Annotated in this window: 28 protein-coding genes; 8 read left to right on the top strand and 20 right to left on the bottom strand. The window is 61.6% G+C overall.

What is annotated here, in order from left to right; all coding sequences use genetic code 11:
* Positions 1-28: 28 nt before the first annotated feature.
* The 11 genes from LQK83_RS07080 to cysS form a co-directional block, all read right to left on the bottom strand.
* The gene (locus LQK83_RS07080) at positions 29-445 is read right to left on the bottom strand and encodes a hypothetical protein (RefSeq protein ID WP_230836661.1); all 417 of its coding nucleotides are present in this window, start codon (positions 443-445) and stop codon (positions 29-31) included.
* 256 nt (positions 446-701) lie between these two features.
* The gene (locus tag LQK83_RS07075) at positions 702-989 is read right to left on the bottom strand and encodes a helix-turn-helix domain-containing protein (protein ID WP_230836660.1); all 288 of its coding nucleotides are present in this window, start codon (positions 987-989) and stop codon (positions 702-704) included.
* 110 nt (positions 990-1099) lie between these two features.
* Positions 1100-2716 carry a citramalate synthase gene (gene cimA, locus LQK83_RS07070; protein WP_230836659.1) on the bottom strand — a complete coding sequence of 539 codons (1617 nt, stop codon included), beginning with the start codon at positions 2714-2716 and terminating at the stop codon, positions 1100-1102.
* Positions 2717-2930: 214 nt separating this feature from the next.
* Positions 2931-3890, bottom strand: coding sequence for a prolyl aminopeptidase (gene pip / locus LQK83_RS07065; protein ID WP_230836658.1), 960 nt, complete (start codon positions 3888-3890; stop codon positions 2931-2933).
* Entirely contained in the window at positions 3887-4369 is a 483-nt protein-coding gene (locus tag LQK83_RS07060) for a GFA family protein (protein ID WP_230836657.1), read from the bottom strand. The genes pip and LQK83_RS07060 overlap by 4 nt, the downstream gene beginning before the upstream one ends.
* Entirely contained in the window at positions 4369-4845 is a 477-nt protein-coding gene (locus tag LQK83_RS07055) for a GFA family protein (protein ID WP_230836656.1), read from the bottom strand. Before LQK83_RS07055 ends, LQK83_RS07060 begins: the two co-directional genes overlap by 1 nt.
* A gap of 27 nt (positions 4846-4872) precedes the next feature.
* Positions 4873-5001 carry a hypothetical protein gene (locus tag LQK83_RS21625; RefSeq protein ID WP_269065330.1) on the bottom strand — a complete coding sequence of 43 codons (129 nt, stop codon included), beginning with the start codon at positions 4999-5001 and terminating at the stop codon, positions 4873-4875.
* 12 nt (positions 5002-5013) lie between these two features.
* Entirely contained in the window at positions 5014-5475 is a 462-nt protein-coding gene (locus LQK83_RS07050) for a GFA family protein (protein WP_230836655.1), read from the bottom strand.
* Positions 5468-5890, bottom strand: a complete 423-nt coding sequence (locus tag LQK83_RS07045) for a type II toxin-antitoxin system VapC family toxin (protein ID WP_230836654.1) — start codon at positions 5888-5890, stop codon at positions 5468-5470. Before LQK83_RS07045 ends, LQK83_RS07050 begins: the two co-directional genes overlap by 8 nt.
* Entirely contained in the window at positions 5887-6123 is a 237-nt protein-coding gene (locus LQK83_RS07040) for an antitoxin (RefSeq protein ID WP_442966719.1), read from the bottom strand. Before LQK83_RS07040 ends, LQK83_RS07045 begins: the two co-directional genes overlap by 4 nt.
* Positions 6124-6191: 68 nt before the next feature.
* A complete protein-coding gene (gene cysS, locus LQK83_RS07035) occupies positions 6192-7646 on the bottom strand; it encodes a cysteine--tRNA ligase (protein ID WP_230836653.1) in 1455 nt (484 codons plus the stop codon).
* A 331-nt stretch (positions 7647-7977) separates the two neighbouring features.
* Between cysS and LQK83_RS07030 the strand changes: the two genes are divergently transcribed.
* On the top strand, positions 7978-8133 hold the full coding sequence (locus LQK83_RS07030; protein WP_230836652.1) for a hypothetical protein: 156 nt from the start codon (positions 7978-7980) through the stop codon (positions 8131-8133).
* Between the two features lie 96 nt (positions 8134-8229).
* Here the strand turns inward: LQK83_RS07030 and LQK83_RS07025 are convergent, their stop codons facing one another.
* Positions 8230-9015, bottom strand: a complete 786-nt coding sequence (locus tag LQK83_RS07025; RefSeq protein ID WP_230836651.1) for an SOS response-associated peptidase — start codon at positions 9013-9015, stop codon at positions 8230-8232.
* A 56-nt stretch (positions 9016-9071) separates the two neighbouring features.
* Here LQK83_RS07025 and LQK83_RS07020 point away from each other — a divergent pair, with 56 nt between their 5' ends.
* The 7 genes from LQK83_RS07020 to LQK83_RS06990 all read left to right on the top strand — a co-directional run bounded on the left by LQK83_RS07020 (position 9072) and on the right by LQK83_RS06990 (position 13099).
* On the top strand, positions 9072-9491 hold the full coding sequence (locus tag LQK83_RS07020; protein WP_230836650.1) for an NUDIX hydrolase: 420 nt from the start codon (positions 9072-9074) through the stop codon (positions 9489-9491).
* 57 nt (positions 9492-9548) lie between these two features.
* Positions 9549-9974: a TIGR02301 family protein gene (locus LQK83_RS07015; RefSeq protein WP_230836649.1), complete on the top strand. Its 426-nt coding sequence runs from the start codon at positions 9549-9551 to the stop codon at positions 9972-9974.
* Positions 9975-10080: 106 nt separating this feature from the next.
* On the top strand, positions 10081-10338 hold the full coding sequence (locus LQK83_RS07010) for a hypothetical protein (RefSeq protein WP_230836648.1): 258 nt from the start codon (positions 10081-10083) through the stop codon (positions 10336-10338).
* 73 nt (positions 10339-10411) lie between these two features.
* Positions 10412-11137: a hypothetical protein gene (locus LQK83_RS07005; protein WP_230836647.1), complete on the top strand. Its 726-nt coding sequence runs from the start codon at positions 10412-10414 to the stop codon at positions 11135-11137.
* 2 nt (positions 11138-11139) lie between these two features.
* A complete protein-coding gene (ygfZ, locus tag LQK83_RS07000) occupies positions 11140-11970 on the top strand; it encodes a CAF17-like 4Fe-4S cluster assembly/insertion protein YgfZ (protein WP_230836646.1) in 831 nt (276 codons plus the stop codon).
* Positions 11971-12009: 39 nt separating this feature from the next.
* Positions 12010-12579 (top strand): HD family hydrolase, encoded by a 570-nt coding sequence (locus tag LQK83_RS06995; protein WP_230836929.1) that lies wholly within the window; start codon positions 12010-12012, stop codon positions 12577-12579.
* Positions 12580-12583: 4 nt separating this feature from the next.
* Positions 12584-13099, top strand: a complete 516-nt coding sequence (locus tag LQK83_RS06990; protein ID WP_230836645.1) for a tyrosine phosphatase family protein — start codon at positions 12584-12586, stop codon at positions 13097-13099.
* Between the two features lie 59 nt (positions 13100-13158).
* On the opposite strand, the gene LQK83_RS06985 is transcribed toward LQK83_RS06990, so the two are convergent.
* The 8 genes from LQK83_RS06985 to sthA all read right to left on the bottom strand — a co-directional run bounded on the left by LQK83_RS06985 (position 13159) and on the right by sthA (position 21452).
* On the bottom strand, positions 13159-13446 hold the full coding sequence (locus LQK83_RS06985) for a type II toxin-antitoxin system ParD family antitoxin (RefSeq protein ID WP_230836644.1): 288 nt from the start codon (positions 13444-13446) through the stop codon (positions 13159-13161).
* Between the two features lie 123 nt (positions 13447-13569).
* On the bottom strand, positions 13570-13758 hold the full coding sequence (locus LQK83_RS06980; protein WP_109858143.1) for a hypothetical protein: 189 nt from the start codon (positions 13756-13758) through the stop codon (positions 13570-13572).
* Between the two features lie 526 nt (positions 13759-14284).
* Positions 14285-15127, bottom strand: a complete 843-nt coding sequence (locus LQK83_RS06975) for an MOSC domain-containing protein (protein ID WP_230836643.1) — start codon at positions 15125-15127, stop codon at positions 14285-14287.
* Positions 15127-15777: an HD domain-containing protein gene (locus LQK83_RS06970; RefSeq protein ID WP_230836642.1), complete on the bottom strand. Its 651-nt coding sequence runs from the start codon at positions 15775-15777 to the stop codon at positions 15127-15129. Before LQK83_RS06970 ends, LQK83_RS06975 begins: the two co-directional genes overlap by 1 nt.
* Positions 15778-15795: 18 nt before the next feature.
* Positions 15796-18624 (bottom strand): DUF2339 domain-containing protein, encoded by a 2829-nt coding sequence (locus LQK83_RS06965; RefSeq protein WP_230836641.1) that lies wholly within the window; start codon positions 18622-18624, stop codon positions 15796-15798.
* Positions 18625-18684: 60 nt separating this feature from the next.
* Entirely contained in the window at positions 18685-19176 is a 492-nt protein-coding gene (locus tag LQK83_RS06960) for a PaaI family thioesterase (RefSeq protein ID WP_230836640.1), read from the bottom strand.
* Positions 19173-19928, bottom strand: coding sequence for a DNA repair protein RecO (gene recO, locus LQK83_RS06955; RefSeq protein ID WP_230836639.1), 756 nt, complete (start codon positions 19926-19928; stop codon positions 19173-19175). The genes LQK83_RS06960 and recO overlap by 4 nt, the downstream gene beginning before the upstream one ends.
* A 93-nt stretch (positions 19929-20021) precedes the next feature.
* A complete protein-coding gene (sthA, locus tag LQK83_RS06950) occupies positions 20022-21452 on the bottom strand; it encodes a Si-specific NAD(P)(+) transhydrogenase (protein WP_230836638.1) in 1431 nt (476 codons plus the stop codon).
* Positions 21453-21484: the final 32 nt, after the last annotated feature.

Below are 21484 nucleotides of genomic sequence, written 5' to 3'. Positions count from 1 at the left end.
CCAGCACGAGACGTTATATAGGCCATTTTCAGCTCGTATATTTCGAGAGACAATCCTTTACGTCCTCTCGCGTCTTGAGTTCACGCAAGATTTCGGAAACAAGCATTCTTTCGGAAGCCGGTATCAATTCAACATATTTCAGAAGGCGATCCTTTGAAACGGACGCTATCTCTTTATCGAGGACGTCTTCTTTCAGATCTTTGTACTTGTCGATGTCCCGGAAAACCTGCAAATCCACCAGGAAAATTTGTTCGATATAAAAGCGGCTACCCTGTGAGAGGCTCCGCCGCTCCAAGTCAGGTGCGCATTGATGCGTTACAGTGTAGTAACCATTGGTCCCAGAAGCTGGCTTTATCTGCGTCTGCCCAACCCCGGCATAGTCCATCAACTTCAAGGCGATATTTATCGCTATCAAGCCCGCAAAAATCGCAAAGAAGGTACGCAAAGACAATCACCTGCTCGCCGACAATCGTACAGAAACATAGAACGCGTTCGTTAATTTGCAATTTCGGCGTTTGCGATCTTTTGAGCGAAATACATCTGGAAGATTGAAAACGCGGCTCGCACAACTCGTGTGCTCAACAAATTGTTCAGCTCACGCTCGACCCCAAGACGGAAGGCGGCTTTGACGACCGTTAGCGCACGCTGGCGAGAGCGGTATGCGCCTTGGTGCCTGTGCCGGACCGGCTCCCGTCGCAAGCCTAGACCAGATCATCCAGATCGACGTTCAGCGCGTCCGCAATCCGCCGCATGGCCGAGAGGCTTCCGTCCTTCTTCCCACTTTCAATTTCCGAGAGATAGGGCGGGCTGATACCTGCCTTTTCGGCCAATTCTCGCGCGGAAAGACCGCGCAGAGAACGGTAGACGCGGACCGGGTTTTCGCCGGCGATCAGGCGGTTGGCGAATTCGGCCGGAACGAGTTCGTCGCGCCCCGCGGCGATATCCGCCTTAGCGCGATCTGCGGCCGCGATGTCGGCTTGGTCGCACATATCAGCCTCCTGAGAAAAGAAACGCGTAACGTCTAAAGTCTCTCAAGATTATGCCGGACCAATTTTTCCGCGCAATAGAGGTCGGCCACGTTCTCTTCGAGGGAAAGAGATCACTCGGCCGCCACTTTCCCCGCCAGTTCCCGGTTCTTCATCAGCTTGTAGACAATGCTATCCATCAACGCCTGGAAGGACGCATCGATGATGTTGTCCGAGACGCCGACGGTCCACCATCTTGCGCCGGTGCCGTCAGCGGATTCGATCAGCACACGGGTGATGGCTTCGGTGCCGCCGTTGAGGATACGGACCTTGTAGTCCACCAGTTCGAGATCGGCGATTTCGGGCTGGTAGCGACCGAGATCCTTGCGGATGGCGATATCGAGCGCGTTGACCGGGCCGTGGCCTTCGGCCACCGACATGACCGTCTCGCCGTCGATGACCGTCTTCACCACGGCTTCGGACACGGTCTTCAGGTTGCCGTTGGCGTCGAAGCGGCGCTCGACCATGACGCGGAAGCTGTCGACCTGGAAGAAGTCCGGCACGGAGCCGAGCGTGCGGCGCGCCAGGAGTTCAAAGCTCGCATCCGCGCCCTCATAGGCATAGCCGGTCGCCTCGCGCTCCTTGACGATGGTGATCAGCGTGTCGAGGCGCGGATCGTCCTTGCCGACCTCGATGCCGCGGCGCTTGAGCGCGTTGATGAAATTGGACTTCCCCCCCTGGTCCGACACCATGACCTTGCGCAGGTTGCCGACCGTTTCCGGCTCGACATGTTCATAGGTGCGCGGGTCCTTCAGCAGTGCCGAGGCATGGATGCCGGCCTTGGTGGCAAAGGCCGAGGAGCCGACGTAAGGAGCCTGCGTCTCCGGCGAGCGGTTCAGGAGCTCGTCGAAATCGTGGCTGAGTTTCGTCAGGCCCTGCAGCGCCTCGCGGTCGATGCCGGTCTCGAAGCGCTCATTGTAGGCGGGCTTCAGGACGAGCGTCGGGATGATGGTGACGAGATTGGCATTGCCGCAACGCTCGCCGATGCCGTTCAGCGTGCCCTGGATCTGGCGTACGCCGGCCTCGACGGCTGCGAGCGAATTGGCGACTGCCTGCCCCGTGTCGTTATGGGCATGGATGCCGAGCCGGTCGCCGGGAACGCCGGACGCAATCACGGCGGCGACGATTTCGCGGATTTCGGAGGGCTGCGTGCCGCCATTGGTGTCGCAGAGCACGATCCAGCGCGCGCCGGCGTCGAAAGCCGTCTTAGCGCAGGCGAGCGCATAGGCCGGGTTCGTCTTGTAGCCGTCGAAGAAATGCTCGCAATCGATCATCGCGCCCTTGCCGGCCTCGATGGCCGCCTTGACCGAGAGATCGATGCTTTCAAGGTTTTCCTCGTTCGTGCAGCCGAGCGCGACCTTGACGTGATAGTCCCAGCTCTTGGCGACGAAACAGATATGGTCGGACTTGGCGCGCAGAAGTTCGTTGAGGCCCGGATCATTCGAGACCGAGACGCCCGCGCGCTTGGTCATGCCGAAGGCGACGAAGCCAGCGCGGCCGGTGCGCTTCTTGGAAAAGAAAGCCGTGTCTGTCGGGTTCGCGCCCGGATAGCCGCCCTCGACATAATCCATACCGAAGGCGTCCAGCATGTTGGCAATGGCAATCTTGTCCTCGACGGAAAAATCCACGCCGGGCGTCTGCTGCCCGTCGCGAAGGGTCGTGTCGAAGAGGTAGATGCGTTCTTTTGCCATTTCGCTTTGTCCTAAATTTACGCCGCGCTCTGCAGCCGCGACGCCCGCCAATACCGCCGTCATGGTCGGGCCTGTCCCGACCATCTGCTACGTTCAACTCTAACCGCAACCTCGTTTGCTTGGCTTCGTCAGCAGATCCTCGGGACAAGCCCGAGGATGACGACCGAGAAATTCGGCCCGTCCTCTCTCCTCGCGGAGCAAGTTGCGGGGCTCCTTACTCTTTTCCTGCATATTTGTCAGTAGCGCGGATCAGGCGGTCGAGAATGCCGGGTTCGGAATAGGCGTGCCCTGCCCCCTCAATCAGATAGAATTCCGCCTTCGGCCAACCCTTGTGCAGCGCCCAGGCATATTTAGACGGGCACGGCATGTCGTAGCGACCGTGGACGATCGTGCCGGGGATGTCTTGAAGCTTGTGCGCGTCGTTGAGCAACTGCCCTTCCGTCAGCCAGCCGGCATGGACGAAATAATGGTTTTCGATGCGGGCGAAGGCGAGCGCGAAATCGGGGTCCGCAAAGCCATCCGAGGTCGAGGGTTCGGGCAGAAGCGTGATCGTCTGGCCTTCCCAGGTGCTCCAGGCGAGTGCTGCGCGCAGCTGCTCCTCGCGATCCGTCCCCGTCAGGCGGCGGCGATAGGCGGCCATCATTTCATGGCGCTCATTCTCCGGAATGGGAGTGACGAAGCGCTCCCACTTGTCGGGGAACATTTCCGAGACGCCGAACTGATAGTACCAGTCGAGTTCCGCCCTGGTCAGGGTATAGATGCCGCGCACGACAAGTTCGCTGACATGGGCGGGATGGGTTTCCGCATAGGCCAGCGCCAGGGTCGATCCCCAGGAGCCGCCGAAGACGAGCCATTTCTCGACGCCCATGATCTCCGTCCGCAGCCGCTCGATATCGGCGACGAGATGCCAGGTCGTGTTGTTGTCGATGCTGGCATGCGGCGTAGAGCGCCCGCAACCGCGCTGGTCGAAGAGGATCACGTCGTAAAGTGCCGGATCGAAAAGACGCCGATGGTTCGGTCCGCATCCACCGCCCGGCCCTCCATGCAGGAAGACGGCCGGCTTTGCGCCCTTCGTGCCGACGCGCTCCCAATAGACCTGATGGCCGTCGCCGGTGTCGAGGAAACCGGTCTCGAAGGGCGTAATTTCGGGATAGAGGGTGCGAAGGTTGGTCATGACTTGTCCTTTACGGGCCATTCCGTCGTATCGTTATCGGGATGCTGATGATTGCTGAGGCGGATCATTTCGAGACCTCCCGCAAGGTCCGGGCGATCGCTGAACCTGTCCGGCTTGCCAGAAAGTATGGCAACGAAGCGAACGCGGGATTCGACGCCGTCGTTACTTTCCGGCTCGATCGCAGACGGATCGTCGAGCGAGCCCAGCGTAACTGCGATCGTGCAGGAGCCGACGGTCTTGAAGAAGAGCGGTGTGCCGCATTGCTGGCAGAAGCCGCGCTTGACCGGATCGGACGACTGGAACCAAGCCGGCTCGCCGCGCGTGATGGTGAAATCAGCCTCGGCAGCGCTTGCCAGCGGCATGAAATAGTTGCCCGCCGCCTTCTGGCACATGCGGCAATGGCAAAGATGCGCGCCCTCAAGCGCGCCTCGAACGTGATAGCGCACCGCGCCGCACTGGCAGCCGCCGGAAAAGGCCATCACTGCCCCTCCGGCCAACGCTCCGTATCGTGATCCGGATGCTGGAAAGATTTCAGTTCGGCAAGAAACGGCAGCGCCGCGACGTCCTCTTCCGTGGGATGGCCCGGCAATTCAGGCAGATGATCGACGTAGGAAATCTTTCCTTCCGTGCCGTACTGGAGGGTCGGGACGATGCGCTCGGGCTCGTCGAAAGCGCCAATGGCAATCGCCATCCCGTCCGGCGCCTCATAAGTCAGTGGTGTACCGCATGCTTCGCAAAAGCCGCGACGCACGAGATTGGAAGACTGGAAATGTTTCGGGGCGCCGCGCGTCCAACGGAAATTCAGCCTCCGCACGGAAGCGAGCGGCGCATAGAAGCCGCCGAACGCCTTCTGGCACATGCGGCAATGGCAGATCGAGGCGTCCTTGAGATCGCCCTCAACGCGAAAGCGGATCGCCCCGCACTGGCAGCCGCCGGTGTAGATCGTGTCAGACATGATGATTGCACTCCCGCCAAACGGCACTCACCTGAAAATACCTGCCCACCAGAGCACGAAGATAACGACCGCCACGAGGAAAACCATCTTCGCAGTGAGCGCATAGACGAACCATTTCGGCAGCTTGCCATCCGATCCGGGCTTTTGTTCCGTCATCCTCGTTCTCCCTCAATCCTCGGGCCATTTCTCGGTATCGTGATCCGGATGCTGCCAGTTCTCGATGCTGGCGAAGAATTCGGTCATGCCGGGGCTTTCAAACGGCGGCTTGTCGAAGAGACGGTCGATCCACGGCAGGCGCTTGGCGTGGTTGACCTGGATCTGCGGCTCGAACAACTCCGGATGATCGAAGGCGCCAATAGCAAGCTCGATGCCTTCTGGATGGCGATAGGTGAGCGGCGTGCCGCATTTCTCACAGAAGCCACGATGCACCTGTTTGGACGAGCGGAACCAGGTCGGCTGGCCGCGCGTCCAGGTGAGATGCGCCTGATCGGCCGTCACGAAAGCACCGAAGAAGGACCCGAATGCCTTCTGGCACATGCGGCAATGACAGATCGACGGCCGCCCGAGATGGCCGGCGCGAAAACGCACCGCGCCGCACTGGCAGCCGCCGGAATGGGTCGTCTCAGTCATGGTCGGTCCTTTCGAGCCAGTTCTCAATCTTCAGGCCGTCAACGCGGGAGAACTCACGGACGTTGTCTGTTACCAAGGTCAGGGCCAGCGCGCGGGCATGGGCGGCGATAAAGAGATCGTTCGGCCCGATCACTTTCCCACGAGCCTGAACCGCCTGCCGGATATCCGCATAATGAAACGAGGCCTTGTCATCATAGGGCAGCACAGCGACCAGACGAAGCATGCCCTCCACAAGCCGCTCGAGCCGATCCGATCCACGCTTTTGATATCCAAACCGAAGTTCCGAAGCGACAATGGAGCTCACGCAAATGGCAGGCACGCCGACGTTTTCCACCTTGCGCTGCACGAACCCTTCAGGATTGCGTATCAGGTCGGAAATCATGTTTGTGTCGAGCATGAAGACCGCGTCGCTCATAGCTCAACATCATCCGGCGGAAGCAGTCCCTCGTCGATATCGGGAAACTCCTCATCCCACGGCTCAATTGTCTTCAACCACTCCAGCAAATCCATCTTGGGCTCGACAGGTTCTATAATGATCCGACGGCCCTGTTTGGTGATCGTCACATCGTCGCCCGGAAAATCGAACTCGACCGGAATGCGGATCGCCCGATTGCGGCCGTTCCTGAAGACTTTCGCATGTTTGACCATTCCCATGTCGACCTCCTCGATCAATTTGGCATATGCCTAGCATATGCCAAATCAGCCTCCCGCGCAAATCAGCGTTTAACCTCCCATGTCGTCACCCGCTCCCCGGTTGTCGAATCTTTCGAATCCTTTAGCTGGATACCTTGAGACGCCAGTTGATCGCGCAGGCGGTCGGCTTCTGCAAAGTTCTTGGCCTTCAGCATCTCTAGACGAAGTTGCACGAGGGCTTCGACGCTTTCAGCGAGGGCGTCCGAGACGCTCACCTTTTTAGGCAGGACACCGAGAAGAGCGGCACTTGCGGCGAACTCCGGCGCGTTTGAGTTCGCCAGAGCGTGAAGCGCCTGCACAGCGGCAACGGTGTTCAGATCATCCGAAATGGCTTCGAGAACTGAAGGGTGCGCGGCACCCCTCGCTTCCAACCCTGCCGGCCATTTCCGGAGCAGAGCCTCCGCCTCCTCCAGCCGCTTCACGCTGAAATCGATGGGCTCCCGATAATGCGTCATCAGCATGGCGAGCCGCAGCACCTCGCCCGGCCATTTGCGGCCGCCGAACTTTTCCGTCTCCAGCAGCTCGTTGATCGTGACGAAATTGCCCTCGGACTTGGACATCTTCTTGCCCTCGACCTGCAGGAAGCCGTTATGCATCCAGATGTTCGCCATCACGCCGGTATCGAAGGCGCAGCAGGATTGGGCGATTTCGTTTTCGTGGTGGGGGAAGATGAGGTCGAGGCCGCCGCCATGGATGTCGAACTGGTGCGGGCGCGCCTTGGCCTTCGGGGACAGCCGGTCCTTGATCTCCTCCCAGAGGAAGCGGTCGGACATGGCGGAGCATTCGATATGCCAGCCGGGGCGGCCGTAGATCGAGACGGTTTCGCCATCCACAGTGAAGGCTGCTGCCCAGCCGGGCTGGTCGGCAGCGCTTTCCTTCCAGAGCACGAAATCGGCCGGGCTCTTCTTATGTGCTTCCACTGCGATGCGGGCCCCAGCCTGCTGGTCTTCCAGCTTGCGCTTCGAGAGTTCGCCGTAATGCTCCATTGATGGAACGGAGAAGAGAACTTCCCTGCCCTCAGGCCCGGCCGCAACATAAGCATGGCCGCGGTCGATGAGCGATTGCGCAATGGCGATCATGCCACCGATATTCTCGGTCGCCCGCGGCTGGACGGTCGGTTTGAGGCAGCCGAGGGTCGCGACATCGGCGACATATTGCGTCTCGGTCTTCTCCGTTACGCGGCGAATCGCATCGTTTAGCTTCAGGGTCGGGAAGTCGCGCAGTGCGCGGGCATTGATCTTGTCGTCGACGTCCGTGATGTTGCGGACATAGGTGACGTGGTTTTCCCCATAAACGTGGCGCAGCAGCCGGAAGAGCACATCGAAGACGATGGCCGGCCGGGCGTTGCCGATATGGGCATAGTCGTAAACGGTCGGGCCGCAGACATAGAGGCGCACGTTCTCAGCGTCGATGGGCTCGAAAACCTGCTTTTCGCGGGCCAGCGTATTGTAGAACTTCAAGGTCGGCGTATCCGCCATGTCCTTCTCCCGAAAGGCAAAAATTGCATATCCACCCGGCTGACCGGGCGTTTTGAGCTCTTTTTCTTCGAGAGACGAAAACGGCCGGACCAGCGAGGCGCTAGTCGATAATCTTTCCGCAAATGATGCAGCGATCCGTTTTCATGGTGCCTTTTATTGCCGCTTGCCATCATTCCGTCAAGCTGCCGCCGGGATCGAAATGTAGCTTTGATTTCGATCAGTTTACTTAAGTGAAAACTGACGTAGAATACGTGCCGTCTTTCCGCCGTAATTTATGGTGAGAGGGCGCACGACATAATAACAGCGTCCAAATGGGGCAAAGGAAACAACCATGGCTGACAAGGCCGCGAGCAACGTCGACATCAATCTGGTCGATCAATACAAGCCGGTCGGCCTCAAGGCCGTTCTGGCTGCCGCATTGATGTGCGCCAACGATCCGAAAAAGAAGGGCGATCAGCCCGCGAAGACGGCCGACAAGGTCGCCTGATTTCGCCTCGCGGCTGACGCCGGGGGACGTCTGACGTTTTGGTCTAACGCAATTTTGGACGCGAAACCGGGTACCACTTTCGGCTCGGAATTGCTTTTAGAACAAATCCATCTGGCCGCCGTCGCTCTCGCGTCTGGCGGCCTTGGTTTTTACAGGCTTCGGTTGCACCGCCATTTCCGAAGGGGCGATGCGGTCCTGAATGTCCGGACCGGTATTGGCCACCTTGTTGACGCGATCTGAAACGGGGACCGCCTCGAACAGGTCTTCCGGGGGGCTCACCATCAGGTCTTGAATGTTGCGCGGCTCCTGGGTCTTGCAGTCCAGCCAGCGGGCGAATTCCTCCGGCGGTATGATGACGGGCATGCGGTCATGGATCGGCGCGAAGGAGGGATTGGCAGGCGCGGTCAGGATGCAGGCGGTGTCGACTTCCGAGCCATCCGCCGAGGCCCAGGTTTCCATCAGACCGGCAAATGCGACGATCTTGCCGTGTTTCGGGCGGACCCAATAGGCCTGTGACTTCTGCTTCGAGCCCTTTTCCGGGCGGTGCCATTCATAGAAGCCCGAGGCGGGGATGAGGATGCGGCGATGGCGCATGGCGGCGCGGAAGGATGCCTTCTCGATGGCGGTTTCCGAGCGCGCATTGACCAGAAGCGGAAATTCGCGCGGGTCCTTGACCCAGCCGGGCATGAAGCCCCAGCGCGCCAGCATGGCGCGACGCTTGGGCAGGTTGGAACCGGGCGCGCCGGTATCGCCCTCGATGACGATCAGGATCGGCTGCGTCGGCGCGATATTGAAGCGGGCCGGGAAGTCCTCGATCGAGGCGACGGAGACATAATCCAGCACATTCTCCACCTTTGCCGTTAGCGCAAATCGTCCGCACATCGTTTTGCGTTCCCCCGTCTTGCATCCCTGCCATTCAGATCGGCAATATAGGGCTCATGACAGCGCAATTGAAACCCGCCTCCTCCGCAATCGTCATTGACGGCGACCGCTATCTTCTCGTCCGCCGCGCCAATCCGCCGGCGCAGGACCTCTTCGCCTTTCCCGGCGGGCGGGCCGAGCCCGGCGAGACGCCGGCGGAAACGGCGCTGAGGGAACTGGAAGAGGAAACCGGCCTTAAAGCCGAAAACCCGCGTCTGTTTGCCACTTACGAATTGCCGGGCAAGAGCGGCGGCGGCTATTTTCTGTCCGTGTTTCTGGTCGACTGTCGCGAGCGCGATCGGATCCAGGCGCTCGATGACGCGCTGGAAGCAGGCTGGTACTCGGCGTCGGACATCAAAACCATTGCGGTGCCTGAAAGCGTTGCCGATTGCCTCGCCCGGCTTGAAGTCTGGCGGCGGGGCGACCGGGCGCCTTGAGATTTAACTTGCAATAACCTCTGATTCGGCGTTGTAGATGACCTCATGAAGCGCCTCTTGTCTTTAGCTGTTGTTCTTGTTTCTGTCGCTCAGCCTCATGCCGTGCTTGCGGCCGGCTCGGTTCAACAGATCAAGACCGAGAAGGACGCAAAGCCGGAGACCGGCGCGACCTTCAAGCCGGCCCCTTATGACGACAAGCTGGTGCAGCTTGCCGAAATCCTCGGCAGCCTCGATTTCATCCGCAATCTGTGCGAACGCGGCACGGAGCCGCAATGGAAAACGATGATGGGCCAGCTGCTCGACAGCGACGCCAAGGAAGAGCCGGCACGGCGCGAAAAGCTGACCGCAGCCTATAATCGCGGATACCGAACATTTTCCGCCATCCAGACAACCTGCAGTACGCAATTGCGGGCAACGGCCGAGCGTTACCGTATCGAAGGCGCAACACTCGCCACGGAAATCGCCACGCGATATGGAAATTAACGAATTATTCACCTCTTTTCCCGGCAGACCGTGTCGTATAGGAAAAAGGCTGCTAATGTTGTTAAGAGAGCGGTAAGGAATAAACCCTTCCGCCAGGGACTGCGAAATGGAACAAAGCCTTTCCGAACTTGACGACATGATCGTCCATGAAAAAATGCAGGCAGCGCTCGAGTATCAGAACGAAGCCTGGGCCGACGGTATGGCGGACGGCATCGAGCCGGAAATCATTGCCGATGCGGCGATTGCGCTGGCCATGCGCGAAACGATCCGGCTTCTCGGCGAAAGCGGCGCGGAAGCGTTGCTGGAGAATTTGCGCGAGCGCATGCTTGCCGGCGAATTCTCCCCCGAGCGCACGCTGCAATAGCGCGGCAACAATCCGGCGATACCATTCAAGGCCTCACGCTCCCAGAAGGCCCAGCATCAGATAGGACAATCCCATGCAGATCGCATCCGGTCGCACACGCGGTTCCCGTTTTCTCAAGGTATCTCTTTCCGCAGCGCTCGTACCGGCCTGGCTGGCGCTGGGCGCACCGGCTTATGCGCTGAGCGATCTGCCGCCGGCCGGTCAGACGCCGCCGGCAGCCAATGCTCCGGCCGCGACGGCCCCCGCCGCCCCGACAGCGCCCGCCGCTTCCGACAGCAAGCCGGCTGCAGGCAGCACGGCTCCGGCCGCCGGCGCCGATGCCTCCAAGACGAAGGGCCCGGTCGAAATTTCCTTTGACATTTCCAAGGCGCCCGCCGCTGTGCAGAAGGCCCGCCAGGAGATCATCGACGCCGCCACCGCCGGTGACGTGAAGAAGGTCGCGGCGCTGATGAAGGCGAGCCAGACCAATCTCGGCCCCGACAATGCCAATGCGGATCCCGAATCGGCACTGAAGGACATGTCCGGCGACGGCGACGGGCTGGAAGTGCTCTCCATCATGCTCGACGTGCTGGCAACCGGGTACGCCCATGTCGGCGCCGGCACTGCAAACGAGATGTATATCTGGCCTTATTTTGCCGAAAAGCAGATCACGCAGCTGACTCCGGCCGAAAAGGTCGACCTGATGCGCCTCGTCACCGCCGGCGACTTTGCCGACATGCAGGAATATGGCAGCTATAATTTCTACCGCGTCGGTATCGGTGCTGACGGCAAGTGGAAGCAGTTTACCTCGGGCAACTGATCATGGCCCGGGCGTTCCTTGCGACAAGAGGTTGGCTGACGGTCTCCGGACCGGATGCGTCCGACTTCCTGCAAGGCCTGATCACCACCGATCTCGACAGTCTTGAACCGGGCGTCGCGGCGCCCGGCGCTCTGTTGACGCCGCAGGGCAAGATCATGTTCTTCTTCATGATCTCGAAGTCGGACAGCGGCTTTCTCGTCGAAACGGACGCCGGGAGCCTGGATGCGCTGATCAAGCGGCTGACCATGTACAAGCTGCGCGCCAAGGTCGATCTTGCAAAGCTCGAAGCAACAGGCGCGACCGTCGTGTGGGACGAGATGCAGCCGGAGGGTTCAACAAAAGACATTCGCTTTGCCAAGGCGGGAATGGACCTTTACCGACTGCCCGGCGGCAGCGGCATCTGCGAGGGCTATGATGCCTTGCGCGCGCAGGCTGGTGTGCCTGAAGCGGGCGTGGATTTCCCCCTGCAGGACGCTTTCCCTCATGATGTCCTCCTCGACAAGTCCGGCGGCGTCTCGTTCAAGAAGGGCTGCTATGTCGGTCAGGAAGTGGTGTCGCGCATGCAGCACCGTTCGACTGCGCGTCGGCGTCTGGTGACGGTGGCCGCCGAAAGCGCCCTCCCGGCAAGCGGAACGGAAATCCGCACCGGCGGCAAGATCATCGGTGCGCTCGGCACGGTGGCGGACAAGGCGGGCCTTGCCATCATCCGCATCGACCGCGCCGGCGCGGCAATGGCCGCAGGCACCCCGATTCTTGCCGGCGAAACGCCGCTGACGGTCAGGCTTCCCGCCTGGTCCGGACTCGAATTCATCACGGCCGAAGGCGAGGACTGAGCCTTGGCCGCGGAGAAGGATGTTCGCGCCTGGCAGCGCATGCTTTCCGGCCGCAGGCTCGACCTGCTCGACCCCTCGCCGCTCGATGTGGAACTTATCGACATTGCGCATGGGCTGGCGCGCATGGCCCGCTGGAACGGGCAGACACGGGGGGCGCATGCCTTTTCGGTTGCCCAGCACTCGCTCTGCGTCGAGGCGATATTTCATCGACAGAACAGGAACGCCAGCGCCGACGACTTGCTGACCGCGCTGCTGCATGACGCGCCGGAATATGTGATCGGCGACATGATCTCCCCCTTCAAGGCCGTCGTCGGCGGGGGTTACAAGGCAGTGGAAAAGCGTCTGGAAGGCGCGATCCATATGGCTTTCGGTCTGCCTGCGGAAACACGGAAGGACCTGAAGGTGGCCATCAAGAAGGCCGATACGGTCTCGGCCTATTTCGAGGCGACAACACTGGCCGGCTTCACCTCTGCGGAGGCGCGCAAGTTCTTCGGCCAGCCGCGCGACATCACGACCGACATGCTGATCCTCGACCCGCTACCCGCCACGGAAGCGCAGGCGCTGTTTGCCGCCCGCTTCGAGGCGATCTCAGCCATGCGGGGAGAGTGAGCCCATGCCGGTCATCGCCGTCTCCCCGCTTTCGCGCATTGCCGAAGTCGCCGTGAAGGTGAAAGCGCGGGAGATGATCTCGCTTCTCGCCGAGAACCAGCATTTCCACCGCCCCGGGGTCATCGACGCGGCACGCCACCTGAAGCTCGGTGTGAACGACGTTGCAAATCCGGCGCGGGGGCTTGTGCACCCGCAGGAAGAGCATGTGGCGGCGATCATCGAGTTCGCCCGCGGCTGGGACCAGTCCGCGCCGCTTCTCGTTCATTGCTGGTATGGCGTCTCCCGCTCACCGGCGGCTGCGCTGATTGCGGCACTGGCTGTCAAGCCTGACCTTGATGATGCCGCACTGGCCCGCGACCTGCGTGCCGCATCCCCGCAGGCGAGCCCGAATACGCGGCTGATCGAAATCGCCGATGGGCTGCTTGGCCGTGAGGGACGGCTGATCGAGGCGGTGCGATCGATCGGGCGCGGGGCGGAATTTGTCGGAGAGAAGCCGTTCGTGTTTGCCTTCGGGGAATAGCGGTCAGGGCATCTCGCCGAGATGCAAGTTGGGGTCCATGCGTTTGTGGAGGATCCGGATCACCGGCCTACCTCAGCGGCGACTGAATAGAACATTTCGTCGAGGGACCGGATAGAAAGTTCTCGACGCTCGATGTGTCCGAGGCCGGACTCGACCGCTGCCCTTAATTGCGCCAGCTTGAGCGCCGGCTCCTGCCACCCCGCCTGCAAAAGCCGAAGGGCGTGGCGGACCACTTCACTGGCGGATGCATAGGCACCGCTTTCGACCTTGCCCTCAATGAAGCGGACGAATTCGGATCTGAGTGATACATTCATCGTCGGCATGACAGCACCTCGATCGGTTTGCATGGGTACATTTTCTACCCATTGTCAAAAATTGCCAATCGCTGCCAACCAAGGCCAGATATGCGAAAGGCCGGCCGCCCTTTGGAGCGACCGGCCTTGCGTGACAATCATCCGAGGTCCCGACGCTTACATGTAAGCGGGCGGGCTCTTCTCGATATGGCGACGGATCGCCCTGCGCGCCTCTTCGGCGTCGCGATAACGGGCACCATCCAGATCGATGACCGGGAATTTGACGGCGATGAACTTCATCGCATCACCATCGGGAATCACGATCCCCACCGGAATACCGGCGTGTTCAATGACCTGCTTGTTCATAGGTATTCTCCCGCAGCACGAAGCTGCTTGATCTCAAGACATCATTTGCGAATTGAATTGCTGACGATCCGGGTGGCCCCGGGTCACATTCGGCAAAGCTGGCGGCAAAGCTGGCAACACTCGGCGCCAGAGATCATCGTCACGCGGGATACACGCCAGGAGAGAACATCACGAACGTTGTTGTCGAACACCATACATTCCTCCGAACGGCTTGACTGGCCCCTTGAGGCGCAGTCCGCAAATTACTCGGCAGGTCTCTCAGACCATTCCGATTTGCGTGGGCAGAAGGTAGGAGTCGACCCTCATTTCGTCAACGGGTCCATCGACAAATTTAGAATAAAATTTTTTTAATCTGCCGGTATGAAGGATCGAAGACAAAATCTGTTCCCCTTGCCATAATTGGGGAAATCTGAATCTCCAAAATGCCATACTGGTTTATTGCGCCGCACACAGAAGCCGAGGATTTCCTCTCGCATCCGCGAGCGTTTGCGGGCGCTTCTTCAGCCCCCGCGCTCCGACGCGCCGATCAACGTTGCTTGAACGGCCATAGTTCCGCGCGCGTTTCGGCGACCGACACTGGCTCGCCGGCGCGCAATTCAACCTGACCGCGAGGAACGGCGTTCCAGCCGAAGATCGGCCCCGGTGCGCGACGGTCGATGGAAAAATGCAGGTGGCGGACCGCCGGCAAGGGATCGCCCTTGCCATGCTCCCCTGTCATCTGATCCTGCGTGGTGATGACGCAGCGCTCGCAGGGCTTGACGATATCGAGCCGCACACCGCCAATCTCGATGGCGCTCCACGTATCCTCCGCCCAGGGCTCGTCGCAATCGATGACGATGTTGGGACGAAAACGCTCCATGCCGATTGCGGGTTGGCCCTGTTCGCTCAGATAGCGATTCAAGGCGGCAAGCGAGCCGGTCGTGGTGACAAGAACCGGATAGCCATCTGCGAAACCCATGGGGACGCCTTCGCCCGCCCATTCTGGATTGGCGACACGCTCGGCCTGGGCATCGGCGAAGACAAGCTTCGCGTCGCGGCCGATCCAGCGCGACAGGGTTTCGTTGACGCCGTCGGCCGCCACCGCTGCATCCACGATGGAGCGCCACACGGCGACTTTCATGCGCGGGCCGGACGGAATGGCAACCATGGCCTCCTCGTCCGCCTTACGCAGCAGCAGATAGCCCGCCTGCGGCAGCGCCTCGATCCGCGCGAGTGCGGGACATTCGCGCTGGGTGATGAACTGGCCGTCCGGATCGACGACCATGAAGCGGCGGTCGCCCAAGAGACCCGAGGCGGTCAGGATGGTGCGCTCGACCGGGATGCCGCGCATGCTTTTGACCGGATATATATGCATGCTTTCGATACGCATCAGGCGATCTCCTCGAGGAAGTCGTTGTAGAAAGCGACAAGGCGGTCGTGGCGCTCGGCGGCCATGCGTCGGCCAGTGCCCGTCTGGAAGCCGTCTGCGAGCTTGAAGAGCTTGACCGGAAAATGGTCGATGGCGAAGCGCTTGTCGTCGAGGTCGCGCATCTCGGCGCGTGCGTCGACGACGTCATGCAGGCCCGAATTCATCCGTCCGCCGATATAGAAGCAGCGCGCCACACCGATTGCGCCGATCGCGTCCAGCCGATCGGCATCCTGCAGTATCCTGGCTTCAATGGTCTCCGGCGTAATCCCGGCGGAGAAGGAATGCGTGAGGATGGCATGGGCCACTGCCGCGATGTCATCGGCCTGCCAGCCAAGTCCGGCGAGAATGCCCGATGCCTTTTCGGCCGCCAGCCGCGAGGCCTGTGCGCGCAGCGGCGAGTTCTTCTCGACCGATACGCAATCATGCAGCAGGATCGCGGCCGCGAGAACGGCACCGTTTCCGCCCTCCTCCGCATGAATGCGCATGGCATTACGAAAGACGCGCAGGATATGAGCGATGTCATGCGAGCCGTCGTCGGATTCGCAAGCATGGGGAATCAGTTGGGCCGCAAGCTTCTCATGCGGCTTGAAGGCGTCGGCGAGGTCGGACATGGGGACTCCTGATGGATATCAGGAAGAGGTATCGCCCGCGGCCTCCGCTTTCAACCCGTTTTCAACGCCGGCTTCAGCCCCGCTTTCGGAGGACGGCTTTTCGATCGTCCGCAGGACCTTCTGATAGAAGAGCCCGATGCCGATCAGCACCGCGCCGAGCCCGATGAAAGAGGCTGCGCGGAAGATGCCTTCAAGGTTCGACATGTCGATGAGGAAGACCTTGAGCACCGAAGCGAAGACCAGCACGGCGGAGGCGAGACGCAAGCTCTTGGCATGAAAGCGCGAGCCGGCAACCAGCAGGCCCACGCCGAGGATGAGCCAGACGACGGAATAGGCATACATTTCCGCCTGATCGAAGCCCTTCCAGTCCGCCAGCCCCGGTCCCTGCCAGAATCGGCGAACGGAGAGCGTGACCCAGGCAAAGGCCATGACCGCCCCGCCGGCAGCGAGCCCGTAGACATAGGGCTCCGGCCGCTTGCCGCGCGCATAATAGGCCAGTCCGAAATAGCCGAGCGCCGGCAGGAGATAGCCCAGAAGAAGCAGGTTGAAGAAGGGCCACTCCCCGGTCAGCTCGCCGGTGTAATACGGATTGAGCGTAATCAGGTGGGCGAAGAGCGCCGAGACAAGCGAAATCGTGCCGACGATGATCGATCCCCAGCGGAAGACCGGCGAAGGGCTCTTCATGTCGAGCGTCATCAGCACTGCAGAACCACCAACCGCAATCAGGGTGTAGATCGACTGTTCGCCCAGCGTCGGCTCGTTGCCGGCGAGCGTTCCACCATTCAGGGCGTGGCGCGTCAGGATCGCGATCGTCATCAGGCCGAGAAGGCTCGCCAGCGCCTGCAGGAAGTTGCGCGCCCGGATCGAGGGACCGTCCTTGACCATATAGGCGCCGAGACCGGCAAGCAGAGCCGGGATGCCATAGCCAGGCAGCAGCTGGTTGAGGAAGGGCGTTTTCGAGAGCGTCATGTCCCCCACAAGGCTCGGCTGCCAGGCGATGCGCGCCAGCACCACGATGCCGGCAAGGCCCATCATCCAGGTCAGCGCCGGCCAGGGCTTGATACGCGATGCATAGAGATAGGCAAAACCGGCGACAGCCACGAGGATCGTTGTGGCGACCGAATGGGCCAGCGTGTGCAGCACCAGCACAACGCTCATGAAGGAGCCGGTCACAAGACCGCCGATGACGGCATCGCGCCAGCGCATGCCCTCCATGCGCTTATCTACCCAGACGGCAAGCGCGAGAAAGAGCACGGCATAGCCAATGCCGGTGCCGCCATGTTTCAGATCGAAGGTGAAGTTGCCGAATTCGAGGAAGCTCAGCATGGCGAGCGTCAGCGGCACGATCCACATGAGCCAGGACCACAGGACCGCGTAAGCCGGCGCGCTGCGGCCATGGCGGTGAAGCGCCAGCACACCCAGCGCCGCAAAGGCGAGGCCAAGTCCGAGGAGCGGGCCTACAAGGCTGTCGCCGAGGACGGCAACCGGCGGCATCTCGCCGCTCGACAGCAGACCCATGCCGCTGAATGCGTCACCTGTTGCGGCATTGAGGCTGCCGAACAGGGCTGCGACCAACCCGCCGAGCGCGAAGAGCAGGCCGGACGAACGCCAGGCGCCGACGGCGGCGATGGCGGTGGCGAGCACGCCGAACTGGATCATTTCCATCGTGGAAATGCCGTCGAGCCCGCCGAACACCACGAGGCCCGCGCCGGCGGCAAGGCCGGCCAGCACGCCCATGAAACGCACCCAGCGATGCGGCACGCGCGGTAGCGCGTCTTCCCGCCAGATGCGGAAGGTCGCAGGCATTTCCTCGGCCGCTTCGATGGAGGCCTGTGTCGTCTCCTCCGGCTCGCCATCGCCCGCCGGCCAGAGCAGGGCGATGCCCGCCATCATGGCCACGACCGAGAGAACCATGGCCCAGACGCCATAAAGCGGCACGGTCGCCATGAAGGCGAGATACCAGACCAGCATGCCGAAATTGGCCAGCGCCGCCACGGTATTCCAGCGGCGGATGCGCGCAGCGGCCGTCGTCGCAAACCAAGCGATCGTCAGATAGGTGAAGAGACCCCAGATATTGGGATCGTTCGTCTGGATCAGGGCCGGCGTCAGCAGGGCGGCGAGCAGGCCGAGCCCGGCCAGCGCCTGACCATGGGCGAGCGACAGCGCGACCGTGACCAGCGCGACAATCGCCAGCAAGAGGAAAGCCGTGGTCGGGCCGAGATAGCCGTAGAACCCGTAAGCCGCATAAATTGCGCCGAAAAGCGTTACTGCGCCGGCTGCGGTCAGCGCGCCGGGCACGAGCGCATGTTTCAGTGCCGGCAGGTCGAGCGGGCTCTGGCGGCGGCGCACCCATTCGCCAAGCGCCAGAAGCACGAGGCCGAAAAGGCTTGCCAGGCCAAGCCGGACGGCGGGACTGACCAGCCCCTGTTCGATCGAATACTTGACCATGAAAATGCCGCCGAGCGCCAGGGCCAGACCGCCGACCCAGACGGGCCAGCGCGCACCGATCATGCTTTCGAGGCTCTGCTGCGGCTTTTGTGGCGCGGCGGCAACTGCCGGCTCTTCAGAGGCGGCATCCTGCGGCGCATGCACGGCCATTTCGACCGGCTCAGCGGGTGCCGCGGCCTCCAGAGGCTCGACATCGACCGGGAATGGTTCGCGCGCGGCCTCCGCCTGTTCCAGCGTTTCCATGAGCGGCGGCGCGTCTGCGGCGGCGGAGACCATCGGCGCGAGCGGCCGCGCTTCAAGGTCCTTCACCCGGTTTTCCAGTTTGGAAATGCGGGTTTCGGCACGCCTGATCATGAAAACGGCGCCCAGCGCGATCACCAGCGACAGAAATTCGTACATCTGTATCCTCCGGACTTGATGTCCGCTGCCGTCAGCCGTTGCGGGTGACGTACCCTCTTCTTATCGCATCAGGTTCTCGATTGGGAAGATGGCGCAGGTCTCCGTCCCATGCGCAAGCAATTTGCCATTGCAGTCACGGAGATAGCCTTCCGCGGTGGCGAGCGTGCGCCCCCGGTGGAGGATGCGCGCCTCGCAGATGACCTCGCCCATGCTGGCGGTCAGCGGGCGGACGATGTTCACCTTGAATTCGGCCGTCGTGTAACCCTCGCCGGGTTTCAGCATGGACATGACGGCGCAGCCGAGCGCCGAATCAAGGATCGTCGCGGTCCAGCCGCCGTGCACCGCGCCCATCGGGTTCAGGTGATCGGCGGTCGGCACGCCCCGAAACTCAACGCGGCCCTCTTCCACGGAGGACATGGTGAAGTTCAACGTCCTGGCAATGGGTGCAGCGGGAAACGCCCCGGAAAGCACCTTCTGCAAGGTCTCAAGCCCGCTCAACTTGGCCGCCTCGGCGAGAGGCACGGGCGCGAAGCTGCGTTCGATGTCGGTCATGCGGAGATTTCCTTTTCCATCGCGCGGCGCAGGGTTTTCAGCGCTGCCTCGCGCAGGCCATCGCGAGCCTCGGTCATCTTCAGGCCGCGCGGTTCATAGACATGGCGTTCGAGAAAATAGGCGGTGAGGCCAAAGGCATCGACGAGACTGTCGGCATTGGCGGCCTTGCGGCTCTCTTCACCGAGAAAGGCCGGTAGCCGCAGCATGCGCTCGGCATAGGGCTCGCCGGCCGCGCGGCTCACGGCCCGGCCGGACTTCGGGGAGACGAAGGCAAGATCGGTGCGCGCGCCGGTCGCCGCGCATTCGGCGAGATCGAGGCCGAAGCCGAGGTCGTTCAGTACGGCAAGCTCGAAACGGATGTAAAGTTCGCAGGCGTCGAGCGGATCATCGAAGTGATCGAGGATCACGTTCAGCGCCTCGAAAAGATGCGGATGTGGATCGCGCTCGGGCAGCAGCCGCAACAGCGCCGCCATGGCCTGCACGCCGTAAATGGACACCGCGCTTTCCATCAGGGCCGCAGCACGGCTCCTCACTGGCTCCAGCCGGAACTCACCCAGATGCTCTTCAAGCCGGGCCCGCCATGTGACCTCAACCAGATTGCCGGGCTGCAGCACCGGCTGCATCGCTTTCGACCGCCCGGAGCGCACGATCCCCATATGCCGTCCCCGCGCCCGCGTCATCACCTCGGCAATCACGGCGCTCTCGCCATGCTTGCGGGTCCCCAAAATGACTGCTTCGTCGGTCCATTGCATGGGATGGTTATAGCGAGGTGCGCGGCGGGGGGAAAGGGTAGAGGGGCACACCACTCTCCCCCATTGAGGTGGAGAGTGGCCGGAAGCGCCGTCTCACCCCACCGGCTGCGGCACGACCTCGGCGTCCTTCTTCACCTCGCCCATGCGGTTCCACGCATCGAGACCGGCAATCTTGTAGGCTTCCGCCAAAGTCGGATAGTTGAACGTGTTCTCGACGAAATATTCGACCGTGCCCTTCAGGTTGAGCACGGCCTGCCCGATATGGATGAGTTCGGTCGCGCCCTCGCCCACGATATGCGCGCCCAGCAACCGGCGTGTCTTGAGCGAGAAGATCATCTTCAGCATGCCGGTGTCGAGACCCATGATATGGCCGCGAGAGGTCTCGCGGAAATGGGCGATGCCGCATTCGTAAGGAATGCCGCGTTGCTGGACTTCCTCTTCCGTCAGGCCGCAGGTGGAGATTTCCGGCACGGCATAGATGCCGTAGGGGAAATAATGCGGCGGCTCGTTGGCTGGTGCGCCGACGGCATGGCGGGCGGCAATGCGGCCCTGCTCCATCGAGGTGGAGGCGAGCGAGGGAAAGCCGACGACGTCGCCGGCGGCGTAGATGCCCGGCACAACAGTCTGGAAGGTCTCGGGATCGACCTTGATGCGGCCGCGATTGTCCGGCTCGATACCGACCGCAGGGAGGTTCAGCGTATCAGTCGCTCCCATGCGGCCAGCGGCGAAGAGGACCATGTCTGCGCTGAGTGTGCGCCCGGTCTTCAGCGTCACGCGACACTTGCCCGTCCCATCCTTGTCGATCTTCTCCACGGACTGGCCGAACAGCAGCTTCATGTTGCGGTCGCGCAGCTGGTAGGTGAAATCCTGAAGGATTTCCCTGTCGATGAAATCGAGCATGGTGTCGCGCGGCTCGATCAGCGTCACATTCGTGTCGAGCGCGGAGAAGATCGTGGCATATTCGACGCCGATGACGCCCGCGCCGATCACGATCATGGAGCGCGGAACAGCTTTGATCTCGAGGATCTCGTCGCTGTCTATGATGCGATCATGGTCGAAGGGGATATAATCCGGGCGGAACGGGCGTGTGCCGACGGCGAGAAGCACGGAGGCCGTCGTCACCCGCAGCAGTTCGCCATCGTCCTTGACGATTTCCAGCGTGTTGCGGTCGATGAAGCTCGCCTTGCCGCGCATCTGCTGCACGCGGTTGCGGGCGAACTGGTGTTCCAGCACATCGACTTCATGGTCGAGCGTGATGAGCAGCCGGCGGCGCAGGTCATCCGCGCTGATCTCCTGCTTGACGCGGTAGGAGCGGCCATAAAAGCCGCGCTCGCGCCAGCCGCTAAGGTTCAGCGCCGTTTCGCGCATCGTCTTGGAGGGGATGGTTCCGGTGTGCACAGAAACCCCGCCGACACGGGTCCCCTTCTCGATGACGAGAACCCTCTTCTCCAGCTTGGCGGCCTGAATGGCGGCGCGGCGGCCTGCCGGTCCGCTGCCGACGACGACGAGATCATATTGGTACATGCTGTAACCCCTGGACAGTGCGCACGATACGG

It is taken from the genome of Rhizobium sp. C1 (assembly GCF_021026335.1).
GTDB lineage: Bacteria > Pseudomonadota > Alphaproteobacteria > Rhizobiales > Rhizobiaceae > Ensifer_A.
The sequence above is the reverse complement of the archived record's forward strand: the minus strand, read 5'-3'. Positions and strand labels throughout refer to the sequence as shown.

Excerpts from the sequence above, each read along its gene's own strand:
- LQK83_RS07055 (WP_230836656.1), bottom strand. The coding sequence starts at position 4,845 with ATGTCTGACACGATCTACACCGGCGGCTGCCAGTGCGGGGCGATCCGC.
- LQK83_RS06960 (WP_230836640.1), bottom strand. The coding sequence starts at position 19,176 with ATGACCGACATCGAACGCAGCTTCGCGCCCGTGCCTCTCGCCGAGGCG.
- LQK83_RS06970 (WP_230836642.1), bottom strand. The coding sequence starts at position 15,777 with ATGTCCGACCTCGCCGACGCCTTCAAGCCGCATGAGAAGCTTGCGGCC.
- LQK83_RS06990 (WP_230836645.1), top strand. The coding sequence starts at position 12,584 with ATGCCGGTCATCGCCGTCTCCCCGCTTTCGCGCATTGCCGAAGTCGCC.
- cysS (WP_230836653.1), bottom strand. The coding sequence starts at position 7,646 with ATGGCGGATACGCCGACCTTGAAGTTCTACAATACGCTGGCCCGCGAA.
- LQK83_RS06995 (WP_230836929.1), top strand. The coding sequence starts at position 12,010 with ATGCTTTCCGGCCGCAGGCTCGACCTGCTCGACCCCTCGCCGCTCGAT.
- cimA (WP_230836659.1), bottom strand. The coding sequence starts at position 2,716 with ATGGCAAAAGAACGCATCTACCTCTTCGACACGACCCTTCGCGACGGG.
- LQK83_RS06975 (WP_230836643.1), bottom strand. The coding sequence starts at position 15,127 with ATGCGTATCGAAAGCATGCATATATATCCGGTCAAAAGCATGCGCGGC.
- LQK83_RS07075 (WP_230836660.1), bottom strand. The coding sequence starts at position 989 with ATGTGCGACCAAGCCGACATCGCGGCCGCAGATCGCGCTAAGGCGGAT.
- LQK83_RS06980 (WP_109858143.1), bottom strand. The coding sequence starts at position 13,758 with ATGAACAAGCAGGTCATTGAACACGCCGGTATTCCGGTGGGGATCGTG.
- LQK83_RS07050 (WP_230836655.1), bottom strand. The coding sequence starts at position 5,475 with ATGACTGAGACGACCCATTCCGGCGGCTGCCAGTGCGGCGCGGTGCGT.
- LQK83_RS07020 (WP_230836650.1), top strand. The coding sequence starts at position 9,072 with ATGACAGCGCAATTGAAACCCGCCTCCTCCGCAATCGTCATTGACGGC.
- LQK83_RS07005 (WP_230836647.1), top strand. The coding sequence starts at position 10,412 with ATGCAGATCGCATCCGGTCGCACACGCGGTTCCCGTTTTCTCAAGGTA.
- sthA (WP_230836638.1), bottom strand. The coding sequence starts at position 21,452 with ATGTACCAATATGATCTCGTCGTCGTCGGCAGCGGACCGGCAGGCCGC.
- LQK83_RS06985 (WP_230836644.1), bottom strand. The coding sequence starts at position 13,446 with ATGCAAACCGATCGAGGTGCTGTCATGCCGACGATGAATGTATCACTC.
- LQK83_RS07030 (WP_230836652.1), top strand. The coding sequence starts at position 7,978 with ATGGCTGACAAGGCCGCGAGCAACGTCGACATCAATCTGGTCGATCAA.
- ygfZ (WP_230836646.1), top strand. The coding sequence starts at position 11,140 with ATGGCCCGGGCGTTCCTTGCGACAAGAGGTTGGCTGACGGTCTCCGGA.
- LQK83_RS07010 (WP_230836648.1), top strand. The coding sequence starts at position 10,081 with ATGGAACAAAGCCTTTCCGAACTTGACGACATGATCGTCCATGAAAAA.
- LQK83_RS07025 (WP_230836651.1), bottom strand. The coding sequence starts at position 9,015 with ATGTGCGGACGATTTGCGCTAACGGCAAAGGTGGAGAATGTGCTGGAT.
- pip (WP_230836658.1), bottom strand. The coding sequence starts at position 3,890 with ATGACCAACCTTCGCACCCTCTATCCCGAAATTACGCCCTTCGAGACC.
- LQK83_RS07045 (WP_230836654.1), bottom strand. The coding sequence starts at position 5,890 with ATGAGCGACGCGGTCTTCATGCTCGACACAAACATGATTTCCGACCTG.
- LQK83_RS06965 (WP_230836641.1), bottom strand. The coding sequence starts at position 18,624 with ATGTACGAATTTCTGTCGCTGGTGATCGCGCTGGGCGCCGTTTTCATG.
- LQK83_RS21625 (WP_269065330.1), bottom strand. The coding sequence starts at position 5,001 with ATGACGGAACAAAAGCCCGGATCGGATGGCAAGCTGCCGAAATGGTTC.
- LQK83_RS07060 (WP_230836657.1), bottom strand. The coding sequence starts at position 4,369 with ATGGCCTTTTCCGGCGGCTGCCAGTGCGGCGCGGTGCGCTATCACGTT.
- recO (WP_230836639.1), bottom strand. The coding sequence starts at position 19,928 with ATGCAATGGACCGACGAAGCAGTCATTTTGGGGACCCGCAAGCATGGC.
- LQK83_RS07040 (WP_442966719.1), bottom strand. The coding sequence starts at position 6,123 with ATGGTCAAACATGCGAAAGTCTTCAGGAACGGCCGCAATCGGGCGATC.